Here is a 12,664-nt window from a genome sequence, read left to right on the forward strand (position 1 = left end):
GCACGACGACCCGGACGGGATCGTCACCGGCTCCGGCATCCTGGGGCGGTGACGGTCCCGTTCTCGTCTGCACGTCGGTCCGCCCCGGTGGCGGGCCCGTCCGTCGCGCGGTCGCTGCTTCCAGCGATCCCCGAGCTCGAGCGTCTCGTCAGCCGCTCCGGCGTCGGCGGACCTGCCTGGAGCGGCATGGTGCGCGACGGTGCGCTCACGCCCCTGTGGGGCGGGACGGCGATCCGCGGCGATGCCGAAGCCGGCCCCACCGACCGGGCGCATGCGATCGCGCACCTGCTCCCCCGGCGCGGCGTCGTCGGACGGGCATCGGCAGTCTGGGTGCACGCGGGCGGCCCGCCCCCGGTGCGCGTGGACGTCCTGCTCCCGGTCGGCAGCCGACGCCCGTACGAGCATCCCGACCGTCGCTGCGCGGAGACGCTGCTGCCGGCCGAGGACCTCGACCGCGTGGGGGACGTCGCCGTCACGAACCTCGTCCGCACCGCGGTGGACGTCGCACGCTGGCTCGAGCCGGACGTCGCGCACGAGCACCTGCGCCGGCTCGTCGTGCACGGGCTCGACCTCGCGGCGGCGCGCACGCTGCTGGAGACGTTCTCCGGCCGACGACGAGCGCGCCTCGCCCGCGAGGTGCTCGACACGGTCGCGTGACGGGCGGAGACGGGCGGGACAGGGTCTGCGCCGGTCAGAGACGGATCAGAGCCGTCGCGGCGCGTGGTCCTCGGCGCGGGCGCCGGTGATCCGGTACACGTCGAACACGCCCTCGACCTTGCGGACCGCGGCCAGCACGGACGCCAGGTGCGAGGGCTCGGCCATCTCGAAGACGAACCGCGACATCGCGACCCGGTCGCGCGACGTCGAGACGGACGCCGAGAGGATGTTGACGTGGTGGTCCGACAGCACGCGCGTCACGTCCGACAGCAGCCGGGACCGGTCGAGAGCCTCGACCTGGATCTGGACCAGGAACAGCGACGACGAGCTCTGGCTCCACTCCACCTCGACCAGCCGCTCCGGCTGCGACCGCAGCTGGTCGACGTTGACGCAGTCCCTGCGGTGCACGCTCACCCCGGCGCCGCGGGTGACGAAGCCGACGATCTCGTCGCCGGGTACAGGCGTACAGCACTTCGCGAGCTTGACCCAGATGTCGCCGACACCCTTGACGACGATCCCGGGGTCTCCCGTGCGCACGCGGCGCGCGGCGGGCCCGGGACGGGCGACCTCGGAGAGCGTCTCCTCGGCACCGGTCTCGCCGCCGAGCGCCTGCACGAGACGCTGGACGACCGCGGCCGCGGAGACCTGACCGTCACCGACCGCCGCGTACAGGCCCGAGACGTCGGAGTGCCGCAGCTCGCTCGCGACGGCAAGCAGAGCCTCGTGCGAGAGCAACCGCTGGATCGGCAGGTTCTGCTTGCGCATCGCCTTCGCGATCGCGTCCTTGCCGTGCTCGATCGCCTCCTCGCGGCGCTCCTTGGAGAACCACTGGCGGACCTTGTTGCGCGCGCGAGGGCTCTTGACGAAGCCCAGCCAGTCACGACTCGGGCCCGCCGTCTCGGACTTCGAGGTCAGCACGTCGACGACGTCGCCGTTCTCGAGCGTCGAGTCGAGCGGGACGAGCCGCCCGTTGACACGGGCACCCATCGTGCGGTGCCCGACCTCGGTGTGCACCGCGTACGCGAAGTCGACCGGTGTCGAACCCTGCGGCAGCGCCATCACGTCGCCCTTGGGCGTGAATACGTACACCTCGGAGCCGGCGATCTCGAACCGCAGCGAGTCGAGGAACTCGCCCGGGTCCGCGGTCTCCTTCTGCCAGTCCACGAGCTGGCGCAGCCAGGCCATGTCGTTGCCTGCGGCGTCGGTCGTCGTGCTCTTGGCGCTCTCCTTGTACTTCCAGTGCGCCGCGACGCCGTACTCCGCACGTCGGTGCATGTCGTGCGTCCGGATCTGGATCTCGACGGGCTTGCCGCCGGGCCCGATCACCGTCGTGTGCAACGACTGGTAGAGGTTGAACTTCGGCATCGCGATGTAGTCCTTGAACCGGCCGGGCACCGGGTTCCATCGCGCGTGCAGCGCGCCGAGCGCGCCGTAGCAGTCCCGCACCGAGTCGACGAGGACCCGCACGCCGACCAGGTCGTAGATGTCGGCGAAGTCGCGGCCGCGCACGATCATCTTCTGGTAGATCGAGTAGTAGTGCTTCGGCCGCCCGGTGACGGTCGCCTTGATCTTCGCGCCGCGCAGGTCCGCACCGACCTGCTCGCGGACCACCGCGAGGTACTCCTCGCGCGCCGGGGCCCGCTCCGCCACCAGGTGCACGATCTCGTCGTAGACCTTCGGGTAGAGCGTCGCGAACGACAGGTCCTCGAGCTCCCACTTGATGGTGTTCATGCCGAGCCGGTGCGCGAGCGGCGCGTAGATCTCGAGCGTCTCGCGCGCCTTCTTCTCCGACGACGCGGCCGACACGAACCGCCAGGTCCGCGCGTTGTGCAGCCGGTCGGCGAGCTTGATCACGAGCACCCGGATGTCCCGGGCCATCGCGACGACCATCTTGCGCACGGTCTCGGCCTGCGCCGCGTCCCCGTAGGTCACCTTGTCGAGCTTCGTCACGCCGTCGACGAGCATCGCGACCTCGGGGCCGAACTCCCGCCGGAGCTGGTCGAGCGAGTAGTCCGTGTCCTCGACCGTGTCGTGCAGGAGCGCAGCGACGAGCGTCGAAGGCGTCATACCCAGCTCGGCGAGGATCGTCGCGACCGCGACCGGGTGCGTGATGTACGGGTCGCCGCTCTTGCGCAGCTGGCCGCGGTGCGCCCGCTCGGCGACGACGTACGCGCGCTCGAGATCGGACAGGTCGACCTTGGGGTGGTTGGTACGGACCGCCTGGAGCACGGGCTCGAGCGCGGGATACGCGGGCCCGCGCGCGCCGAAGCGCGAGAGCCGCGAACGGCGACTCCCCGACTGCTCGACGACCGGCTGCTCGACGGCCGACAGCTCACCGGTCGACGGCTCACCGTTCGACGGTGCGGAGTCGCCGACGTCGTCGGCCTTGCCGGTGGCGACGTTCTCGGCCAACCGTCCCCCTCTCGCGTGACGTGCGCACGAGTCTACGACCGCGAGAGGGTCCGTCCGACGCCGGAGCCTTCGGGGCGGCCCGGTCCGCAGGGCCTCAGTGGACGGTGATCAGCGCGTCGACCCGGCGCCCGTCGAGCACGCCACGGCCACCGAGCCCGACGAGCTCGAGCAGGAACGCCAGCCCGGCGACCTGTGCTCCGCACCGCTCCAGGAGCGTCACGGTGGCGGCAGCGGTACCGCCCGTGGCGAGCACGTCGTCGACGACGAGCACGCGCGCACCCGGCGGGATCGTCGCGGCGTGCACCTCGACGGTCGCCGAACCGTACTCGAGGTCGTAGGTCTGGGACGCCGTCGGCGCGGGCAGCTTGCCGGCCTTGCGGACCGGTAGCAGCCCGACGCCGAGCGCGGCCGCGACCGGCGCCGCGAGGAGGAAGCCACGCGCCTCCATGCCGGCGACGAGGTCGACCTCGCCCGCGGTCTGCACGAGCGCGTCGACCACGTCCCCGAAAGCCGGACCGTCGGCAAGCAGCGGCGTGATGTCCCGGAACAGCACACCCGGCTGGGGGTAGTCCGGAACGAGCCTGACGAGCTCGTCCACGCGCCGCGCGGCTGGCCCGGACAGGCTCATCGCGGCTTGTTCCGCTTCGGCTGTGCCGCCTGGCCCTGGTGGGAGCCCGGCCGCAGCTGACCGGCCGGCCGCACTCCCGACCCCGCGGCGATCGCCTCGGAATCGGGCGCGTCGACCAGGCCCGCGGCACGCGCGGCCAGCACCTTCTGCGTGTGCGCCTTGATCTTGGGCTCACGCTCACGCAGCGTGACCTCGATCGGCGTCGCGATGAAGACCGACGAGAACGTGCCGATGAGCATGCCGACGAACAGCGCGAGCGCGATGTCGCGCAGCGTGCCCGCGCCGAGCACGACCGCACCGACGAACAGGATCGCGCCGACGGGGAGCAGTGCCACGACCGACGTGTTGATCGACCGCACGAGCGTCTGATTGACCGCGAGGTTCGCCTTCTCGGCGTACGTGAAGCGCGTCTGGTCGAGCGCGTCCGCGGTGTTCTCGCGCACCTTGTCGAAGACCACGACCGTGTCGTAGATCGAGTACCCGAGGATCGTCAGGAAGCCGATCACCGTCGCCGGGGTCACCTCCCAGCCGATGCCCGCGTACACGCCGACGGTGATCACGAGGTCGTGCGCGAGCGCGACCAGTGCGGCGACCGCCATGCGCCAGTTGCGGAAGTACAGCGTCATCACGAGCGAGACGAAGACGAGGAAGACGCCGATACCCGTGATCGCCTTGCGCGAGACGTCCGCGCCCCACGTCGGGCCGACGAACTGGCGCGACACCTCGGAGCCCGGGAAGGCGGCCTCGAGCGCGTCGGCGACCTCCTTGCCCTCCTCGTCGGTGAGCTCGGCCGTCTGGACGCGCATCGAGTCGTCGCCCAGGTTCGTCACCTCGGGGGACTCCCCGGGGGCGACGCTCTGGACGGTGTCGATGGCCTTCTGCTGGTCGCGTTCGCCCTCGACGCCGGCGATGACGAACTCGGTGCCGCCGCGGAACTCGATGCCCGGGTTCAGTCCCGGCTTGACCAGCAGGAACGCCGATGCGACGAGCAGGACGGCGGAGATGAGGTACCAGACCCGACGGCGGCCGACGATGTCGTACGAACGCCGACCGGTGTACAGGTCGTTGCCCCACTGGGCGAATCCGGCGGCCATCAGTGCTCGCTCCCCTCGGCGCGACCGTCCTGCGGCGCGTCCGTCACGTCCTGCACGTCGTCGACCGTGTCGTCCGGTGGCGAACCGTACGGCTCGCTCTCGGCGGCTTGCGCCGCGCGCTCGGCGGCGCGTCGCTCCGCGATCGTCATGCCGCTCGTCGCCGCACTCGCGCCCGCCGCACCCGTCGAGCCGGTGCCGACCGGACCGGTGGCCTTGCCGGCGGTCCGGGTCGCCTTCGTCGAGGTGCCCGCTGCCGCGCCGACGAGGGCGTCCTGCGGCTCACGCTCGCCCTGGACCACCTTGCCCCGACCGACGTACCGCACCGGGGCGGGTGCCCCGAGCCGGCGCGGGTCGAGACCGGAGGCCGGGTGCCCGTTCCCGAAGAACCGGGTGCGGGAGATCAGCTCCATCACCGGGTGGGTGAACAGGAAGACCACGACGACGTCGATGATCGTCGTCAGACCGAGCGTGTAGGCGAAGCCGCGCACGCCGCCGACCGCCAGGAAGTACAGCACGATGGCGGCGAGCAGGTTGACGGTGTCGGACGCCAGGATCGTGCGCTTGGCGCGGTCCCAGCCGCGTTCGACGGACCCGGTGAGGTCACGCCCGTCACGCAGCTCGTCGCGGACACGCTCGAAGTAGACGATGAACGAGTCGGCGGTGATACCGATGGCGACGATCAGACCGGCGACGCCTGCCAACGAGAGTCGATACCCGTTGCCCGGCAGGAACGGCAGCAGCGAGTGCGAGAGCGCCGTGATCAGCCCGTAGGTGAGGATGCCGGCGACCGAGAGCGAGCCGACCGTCAGAAGACCGAGGGTGCGGTACTGGAGCATCGAGTACACGACGACGAGCACGAGACCGATGAGGCCGGCGAGCAGACCCATCGCGAGCTGCTCGGAGCCGATCGTCGCGGAGATCTCCTGCTCGCTCTGCACCTCGAACGTCAGCGGCAGCGAGCCGTAGTTGAGCTGGTTCGCGAGCGCGGCCGCGCTCGCCTGCGTGAACGTGCCCGAGATCTGCGCGCGTCCGTCCGGGATCGTGTCGGAGACGCTGGGCGCCGAGATCACGAGCCCGTCGAGCACCATCGCGAACTGGTTCTGCGGCGAGGACAGCTCGGCGAGCCGGGTCGTGACGTCCGCGAACTGGTCGGCGCCCTTGGAGGTGAACTCCATGTCGACGACCCAGCGGTTGCCCACCGCGCCGTTGGCGAGAGTCTCGAGGCCGGAGCTGGCCGAGTCGATCTCGGTGCCGGCGATCTCGACCGGGCCCAGGATGAACTTGGCGGTCCCGTCCTTGTCGCACGCGACGAACGCCTCGTCGGCCACGCCCGGCTCGCCGCCCGTGAGGTTCGCCGGGTCCGTGCAGTCGAGCTCGTCGTACTGCTGCTGCACCTCGTCGGTGATCCAGTAGCTCGCGTCGCTCGCGCTCGACGGCTCCGACGGCCGAGCGGCCTCCGTGGCCGTGGGCGTCGGGGTCGGCTCGGCCGACGCCTCCGCGGTGGGCTCGGCGGTGGGCTCGGCGGTCGCCTCGGCCGTCGCGTCCGGCGCGGGCGCGGCCGCGGCGTCGGCCGACGGCTGCACCGACGGCTCGGCACTGGGCTCGGTCGTCGGGTCCGCGGTCGCCTCGGCGGTCGGGTCCGCCGTGGGCTCGACCGCGGTCGGAGCGCCGTAGACGAGCACGGGACGGAAGTCCATGTGCGCGGATCGACGCACGAGGTCCAGCGTCTCCTCGCTCGGCGTGCCCGGCAGCGCGACGACGATGTTGTTGCCGCCCTGGCTCGAGATCTCGGCCTCGGCGACACCCGAACCGTCGACGCGCTGGCGGATGATGTTGATCGCCTGGTCGATGTCCTTGGACGTCACCTCGGAACCGTCGGTCGCGACCGGCGTGAGGATGATCTGCGTGCCGCCCTCGAGGTCGAGGGCCAGGTTCGGCGTCCAGCTCGCGTCACCGAACTTCACGTTCAGTGCGATCAGCCCGTACAGGGCGACGATGATCGCGCCGAGCGCGACGAGCGAGCGCACCGGGCGACGGCGGCGTGTGGGTGGGGCCAACGGAGTGTCTTCTCTCGTGCGCGCTCAGGCCGCCGACGCGACCGGAGCGGGTCAGGACCCGAGGAATGCCCCGGGCCCGCGGGGGCTACTTCGTGTCGTCGTCGTCCTTGCGTGCCGGCGGCAGCGACGACAGGTCGTCCGGCACGTCGATCACGGCGTCGTTGGCGCGCGCGATGCGCTCGGCCTCGCTCACCGCGGGGTCCTCGTCGTCGCCGTCGACGACCTCGTCCTCCAGCTCGACCGGAGGCTCGATCTTCTTGAGGATGGCCTGACGCACCCAGCGCGTGCGCGGCCCACCCGGCGAGGACTCGAGCGTGATCGACTCGTCGTCGACCTCGACGATCGTGCCGTACATGCCCGAGCCGGTCATGACGTCGTCACCCGGCACCAGGTTGTTGCGGAACTCGGAGGTCTTCGCCTGCTGCTTGCGCGAGCGCCGGGACATGAACCAGAACGCCCCGAAAGCAAGCGCGAGGAGGGCGATCATGGTGAAGTTGCTGCCGCCGCCGGTGCTCGACGAGGCATCGTCGGCGGCCGCGAGCACGGCACTGAGCTCAGTCACAAGTAGTCCTTCGAAGGTGAACGTGTCCGCCGCAGTCTAGGCGCAGCGGCTAGCCGCTCCAACGCACCCTCGTTCGGCGTGGTTCCCGCGGGGCGCGGCACGGCTCAGGCGAACAGTGTCCCGGGGTCGTGCGGCGGCGTCAGGCCGAGGTGCGACCAGGCTGCGGGCAGCGCGACCCGTCCCCGTGGCGTGCGTCCGATCAGGCCCTCACGCACGAGGAACGGCTCGGCGACGGTCTCCACCGTCTCGGGCTCCTCGCCGACCGCGACCGCGAGCGTCGTCAGCCCGACGGGCCCACCACCGAAGCGCGTGCACAGCGCGGCGAGCACACCGCGATCGAGCCGGTCCAGGCCGCGCTCGTCGACCTCGTAGACCTCGAGAGCCGCGCGCGCGGCGGCCAGCGTGAGCCGCCCGTCCCCGCGCACCTGCGCCCAGTCCCGCACGCGACGCAGCAGACGGTTCGCGATGCGGGGCGTGCCGCGCGACCGGCCCGCGATCTCGCTCGCGGCGGCCCCGGCGAGCTGCACGTCGAGCAGCCCCGCCGAGCGCAGCAGCACCTGCTCGAGCTCGTCGGACGAGTAGAAGTCGAGGTGGCCCGTGAAGCCGAACCGGTCACGCAGCGGCGCGGGGAGCAGGCCGGCACGAGTCGTCGCGCCGACGACGGTGAACGGCGGCAGTGCCAGCGGGATCGCGCTCGCTCCCGCGCCCTTGCCGACCATGACGTCGACCCGGAAGTCCTCCATCGCCACGTACAGCAGCTCCTCGGCCGGCCGCGCGATGCGGTGGATCTCGTCGAGGAAGAGCACCTCGCCCTCCTCGAGCGAGGACAGGACCGCCGCGAGGTCGCCCGCGTGCTGGATCGCCGGGCCGCTGGTCACGCGCAGTGACGCCCCGAGCTCGGCCGCGATGATCATCGCGAGCGTCGTCTTGCCCAGGCCAGGCGGACCCGACAGCAGCACGTGGTCCGGCGCCCGGCCGCGCATCCGGGCCGCCTGCAGCACCACCGAGAGCTGTTCGCGCACCACCCGCTGACCGACGAACTCGCCGAGCCTGCGCGGTCGCAGCGCCGCCTCCGCCGCGCGTTCCAGGTCGTCCGCGCCGGGCCGCACGAGCGACTCGGCCGGGAACCGTTCGGTCACGAGCGACTCCTCGCGCGGGTCCGCCGCGTCACGCTCGTCCGCGTCCTGGCCGCTGCTCCGGCGGTCAGCCACGACCACCACCGAGCGTCCGCAGCGCCGCACGCAGCACGCCGGCGACCTCGTCGGGACCGACCGGCCCCTCGGTACCCGCCAGCACGGTCGTCACGGCGTCGTCCGCGGCCTTGGCGTTCCAGCCGAGCCCGACGAGAGCGTCGACCACCTGCTGTCGACGGTCGTCGCCCGGCCCGGAGACCGTACCCGAGCCGCCGGCCACCGCGCGCACCGGAGCCCCGAGCCGGTCGCGCAGCTCGAGCACGATGCGCTGCGCGCCCTTGCGGCCGATGCCGGGCACGCGCTCGAGCGCCTTGAGGTCCTCGTCGGCGACCGCGCGACGCAGCTCCTCGGGTGCGTGGACCGCGAGCATCGCGAGGGCGAGCCGCGGCCCGACGCCGCTGACGGTCTGGACGGTCTCGAACACCTCGCGCTCGTCGTCGTCCGTGAAGCCGAACAGCGTCAGCGAGTCCTCGCGCACGACCAGCGACGTGTGCAGGGTCGCGCGTTGCCCGACCCGCAGGTGGGCGAGCGTCCCCGGCGTCGCGTGCACCAGCATCCCGACACCGCCGACGTCCACGACGGCCGCGTCCAGCCGCACCGCGAGCACCGTGCCCTGCACCGACGCGATCAACGCGCACCTCCTCGTCGTCCGGACGCCTCGTCGTCCAGGACGCCACCCTGCCACACATCCGAACACGCGTACGACGACACGCCCAGCTATCGCTTGCCGCGGGACGTCAGCGCCGCGAGGCCTGCTCCGCCGCCGCCCAGGCGCGCTGTGCGGCGGTCATCGATTCGGGTGGGCGCTGCGGTGAGCCCAGCGCACCCGCCGGGCGCCACAGGTGGCAGATCGCCAGCGCGAGCGCGTCGGCCGCGTCGGCGGGCCGGGGCAGCTCGTCGAGCTGCAGGAGCCGCGCCACCATCGTCTGGACCTGCGCCTTGTCGGCGCGCCCGTTGCCCGTGACCGCGGCCTTCACCTCGGAGGGCGTGTGCAGCGCGACGGGGATGCGACGACGAGCGGCGGCGACCATGGCGAGCCCGGCGACCTGCGCCGTACCCATCACGGTGCGGACGTTGTGCTGGGCGAACACCCGCTCGACGGCAACCGTGTCGGGCGCGTGCTCCTCGAGCGTCTCCTCGATCCGCCGCAAGATGAGCAGCAGTCGCTGGTCGACGTCGAGCGACGGGTCCGAACGAGCCACGTCGACGTCGACGAGGCGCACCCGTCGGCCGGGCAGGCCGTCCACGACGCCCAGACCGCACCGGGTCAGGCCGGGGTCGACTCCGAGCACGCGCACCTGCGCATCGTCGCACCCGCTCGTCGGCGCACGGCGGCGACCCGCCGCCTCCGCCCCTGCCGGGCCGCGTCAGTCGTCCTCGAGCTCCGCCATGACCTCGTCGGACGCGTCGAAGTTGGCGTAGACGTTCTGCACGTCGTCGCTGTCCTCGAGCGCGTCGATGAGCCGCAGGATCTTGCGCGCGCCGTCGGCGTCGACCTCGATCTGCGTGGCCGGCCAGAACACGACGTCGGCCGAGTCGTACTCGATCCCCGCCTCCTGCAGCGACGTGCGCACGGGCACCAGGTCGGTCGCCTCGCTCAGCACCTCGAAGGCCTCGCCGAGGTCGTTGACCTCCTCGCCGCCCGCCTCGAGCACGGCCTCCATGACCGCGTCCTCATCGGTGCCCTCCTTCGGGACGATCACGACGCCCTTGCGGGAGAACAGGTACGACACCGAACCCGGGTCGGCCATCTGGCCACCGTTGCGCGTGAACGCGACGCGTACGTCGGAGGCCGCGCGGTTGCGGTTGTCCGTGAGGCACTCGACCAGCACCGCGACGCCGCCGGGGCCGTAGCCCTCGTACATGATCGTCGAGTAGTCGGCGCCGCCGGCCTCCTGGCCGGAGCCACGCTTGACCGCGCGGTTGATGTTGTCGATCGGGACCGAGTTCTTCTTGGCCTTCTGCACGGCGTCGAAGAGCGTCGGGTTGCCCGCGAGGTCACCGCCGCCCGTGCGGGCGGCGACCTCGATGTTCTTGATCAGCTTCGCGAAGAGCTTGCTCCGCTTGGCGTCGACGACGGCCTTCTTGTGCTTGGTGGTGGCCCACTTGGAGTGACCCGACATCGGCTAGCTGCTCCCGGCTCTTCCAGCCGCTCCCGCGGACGTCCTCGGGGACGCCCTCACGAACGATCTTGACCAACGATCTCGACGAACAGTCGGTGCACCCGGGTGTCCCCCGTGACCTCCGGATGGAACGAGGTCACGAGCAACGGTCCCTGGCGGACCGCGACGATCCTACCGGCGGCCGGTCCACCCTCGACGCGACCGACGACGCGCGCGGCCGGTCCGACCTCCTCGACCCAGGGTGCGCGGATGAACACCGCGTGCAGCGGGCCGTCCTCGATCCCTTCGATGCTCAGGTCGGTCTCGAACGAGTCGACCTGCCGCCCGAACGCGTTGCGGCGCACGGTCACGTCGATGCCGCCGAGCGTGCGCTGACCCTCGATCGCGCCCTCCACCCGGTCGGCGAGCAGGATCATCCCGGCGCACGAGCCGTACGCCGGCAGCCCCGCGCGCAGGCGCTCACGCAGCGGTTCGTACAGGTCGAACGCACGCAGCAGCTTGTCGATCGTCGACGACTCGCCCCCCGGCAGGACCAGCCCGTCCACCGCGTCGAGCTCGCTGCGGCGGCGTACCGGCACGGCGTGAGCACCGACGGCCTCGAGCGCACGGACGTGCTCGCGCACGTCCCCCTGCAGGGCGAGGACTCCGATCGTGGGGGGCACCGGGTCATCCTACGAGTGGCGCGGGTGCCGATCGACGAGCGGTCCGCCGAGCGCGTTCAGCGAGCCGCGGCTGCCAGCGCCGCCGACCCGGTACCCGGGCGCACCTCGTCGGCCAGTCGCGTCAGGCCCTCCTCGAGCGCGGCCCGCGGGGCGGCCAGGCTCACGCGCACCATGCCGCCGGCCGCAGGCCCGAACGTCGCACCCGGCGCGACGGCCACGTGCCGGCGCACGAGCAGCTCACGCGCGAACCGGTCCGTGTCCTGCGTCCCGACGTCCACCATCAGGTAGAACGCACCGTCCGGCTCGACGAGACGCACGCCTCGCGAGCGCAGCAGCTTCACGGCCGCGTCGCGGCGGTCCCAGTAGGACTCGACCGCGTCGTGCACCCACTCCTGCGGTCCGGTGAGCGCCGCGAGGGCGGCGTGCTGGCCGATGGTCGACGGGCACGCCACGGTGGCCTCCGCGAGGCGCCCGAGGTGCTCGACGACACCCGCGTCGGGCACGACGACGTAGCCCGTGCGCCACCCGGTCATCGCGTACGTCTTGGACATCGTGTGGAAGGTCAGGACGCGGCCGTCGGTGTCGAACGTCGCGGCGGGCGTGTGCGGCACGCCGAACGTGATGGCCTCGTAGCACTCGTCCGCCAGCACCCACAGGTCGTGGCGACGCGCGACGTCGACCAGCGCCTCGATCACCTCGGGCGGGTACACGGCCCCCGTCGGGTTGTTGGGCGAGCACACGACGATCGCGCGCGTGCGCGGCCCGATCGCCGCCTCGACCTCGCGCGGGTCTGGTACGAAGCCTGCGTCCGCACGGGTCGGGTAGGTGCCCGCGTGCACGGCGGCCGCGACCGCGGCCATCTCCCAGTTCGGGAACTTCGGGTCCGGCAGCAGCACCTCGTCGCCGGGTCCGAGCAGCGTCGCGAGCGACATGGCCAGACCGTGCATCGCGCCGTGCGTCACGACGACGTGCCCGGGGTCCACCGCGAGGCCGGTGCGGCGTGCGATCCGCGCCGCCGCGACCTCGCGCAGGTCGGCCCGCCCCTGGCTCGATGAGTATCCCGCCTCCCCGCGCGCCACCGCCGCGGCGACGGCGTCGACGACGTGCGCGGGCACCCGCGCGTCGGGCTCGCCGATCTCCAGGTGGATCGCGTCGGGATCGTGCAGTGCCAGCTCCATCACGGCGCGGATGCCGGAACGCGGGATGTCGCGGACGGGAGAAGTCGGTGAGACTCGGGCCATCCCGCGACGCTATCGCGCCGAGGTGACGGGATGTT

General features: G+C 72.2%; 12 protein-coding genes. 1 reads left to right on the forward strand and 11 read right to left on the reverse strand.

Annotated elements, in window-relative coordinates; all coding sequences use genetic code 11:
- Positions 1–48 precede the first annotated feature (48 nt).
- The gene (locus CCO02nite_RS01590) at positions 49–657 is read left to right on the forward strand and encodes a hypothetical protein (protein WP_146841270.1); all 609 of its coding nucleotides are present in this window, start codon (positions 49–51) and stop codon (positions 655–657) included.
- 45 nt (positions 658–702) lie between these two features.
- Here CCO02nite_RS01590 and CCO02nite_RS01595 read toward each other — a convergent pair whose 3' ends face one another.
- From CCO02nite_RS01595 to CCO02nite_RS01645, 11 genes are all read right to left on the reverse strand, one after another.
- Positions 703–2,988: a RelA/SpoT family protein gene (locus CCO02nite_RS01595; protein ID WP_246117294.1), complete on the reverse strand. Its 2,286-nt coding sequence runs from the start codon at positions 2,986–2,988 to the stop codon at positions 703–705.
- Positions 2,989–3,163: 175 nt separating this feature from the next.
- The gene (locus CCO02nite_RS01600) at positions 3,164–3,697 is read right to left on the reverse strand and encodes an adenine phosphoribosyltransferase (protein WP_146841271.1); all 534 of its coding nucleotides are present in this window, start codon (positions 3,695–3,697) and stop codon (positions 3,164–3,166) included.
- A complete protein-coding gene (secF, locus tag CCO02nite_RS01605) occupies positions 3,694–4,791 on the reverse strand; it encodes a protein translocase subunit SecF (RefSeq protein WP_146841272.1) in 1,098 nt (365 codons plus the stop codon). The genes CCO02nite_RS01600 and secF overlap by 4 nt, the downstream gene beginning before the upstream one ends.
- On the reverse strand, positions 4,791–6,848 hold the full coding sequence (gene secD / locus CCO02nite_RS01610; protein ID WP_186812540.1) for a protein translocase subunit SecD: 2,058 nt from the start codon (positions 6,846–6,848) through the stop codon (positions 4,791–4,793). Before secD ends, secF begins: the two co-directional genes overlap by 1 nt.
- 85 nt (positions 6,849–6,933) lie before the next feature.
- Positions 6,934–7,410, reverse strand: coding sequence for a preprotein translocase subunit YajC (gene yajC, locus CCO02nite_RS01615; RefSeq protein ID WP_146841273.1), 477 nt, complete (start codon positions 7,408–7,410; stop codon positions 6,934–6,936).
- A 104-nt stretch (positions 7,411–7,514) separates the two neighbouring features.
- The gene (ruvB, locus tag CCO02nite_RS01620) at positions 7,515–8,549 is read right to left on the reverse strand and encodes a Holliday junction branch migration DNA helicase RuvB (protein ID WP_146841470.1); all 1,035 of its coding nucleotides are present in this window, start codon (positions 8,547–8,549) and stop codon (positions 7,515–7,517) included.
- 64 nt (positions 8,550–8,613) lie between these two features.
- Complete coding sequence (ruvA, locus tag CCO02nite_RS01625) at positions 8,614–9,234, reverse strand: Holliday junction branch migration protein RuvA (protein ID WP_146841274.1); 621 nt, start codon at positions 9,232–9,234, stop codon at positions 8,614–8,616.
- Positions 9,235–9,340: 106 nt separating this feature from the next.
- Positions 9,341–9,901, reverse strand: a complete 561-nt coding sequence (gene ruvC, locus CCO02nite_RS01630; protein ID WP_146841275.1) for a crossover junction endodeoxyribonuclease RuvC — start codon at positions 9,899–9,901, stop codon at positions 9,341–9,343.
- A gap of 69 nt (positions 9,902–9,970) precedes the next feature.
- On the reverse strand, positions 9,971–10,726 hold the full coding sequence (locus CCO02nite_RS01635; protein WP_146841276.1) for a YebC/PmpR family DNA-binding transcriptional regulator: 756 nt from the start codon (positions 10,724–10,726) through the stop codon (positions 9,971–9,973).
- A gap of 56 nt (positions 10,727–10,782) precedes the next feature.
- A complete protein-coding gene (gene pdxT, locus CCO02nite_RS01640; RefSeq protein WP_146841277.1) occupies positions 10,783–11,388 on the reverse strand; it encodes a pyridoxal 5'-phosphate synthase glutaminase subunit PdxT in 606 nt (201 codons plus the stop codon).
- A 56-nt stretch (positions 11,389–11,444) separates the two neighbouring features.
- Positions 11,445–12,629, reverse strand: coding sequence for a pyridoxal phosphate-dependent aminotransferase (locus CCO02nite_RS01645; protein ID WP_146841278.1), 1,185 nt, complete (start codon positions 12,627–12,629; stop codon positions 11,445–11,447).
- Positions 12,630–12,664 lie beyond the last annotated feature (35 nt).

Source organism: Cellulomonas composti, from assembly GCF_007990245.1.
GTDB classification, from domain to species: domain Bacteria; phylum Actinomycetota; class Actinomycetes; order Actinomycetales; family Cellulomonadaceae; genus Cellulomonas; species Cellulomonas composti.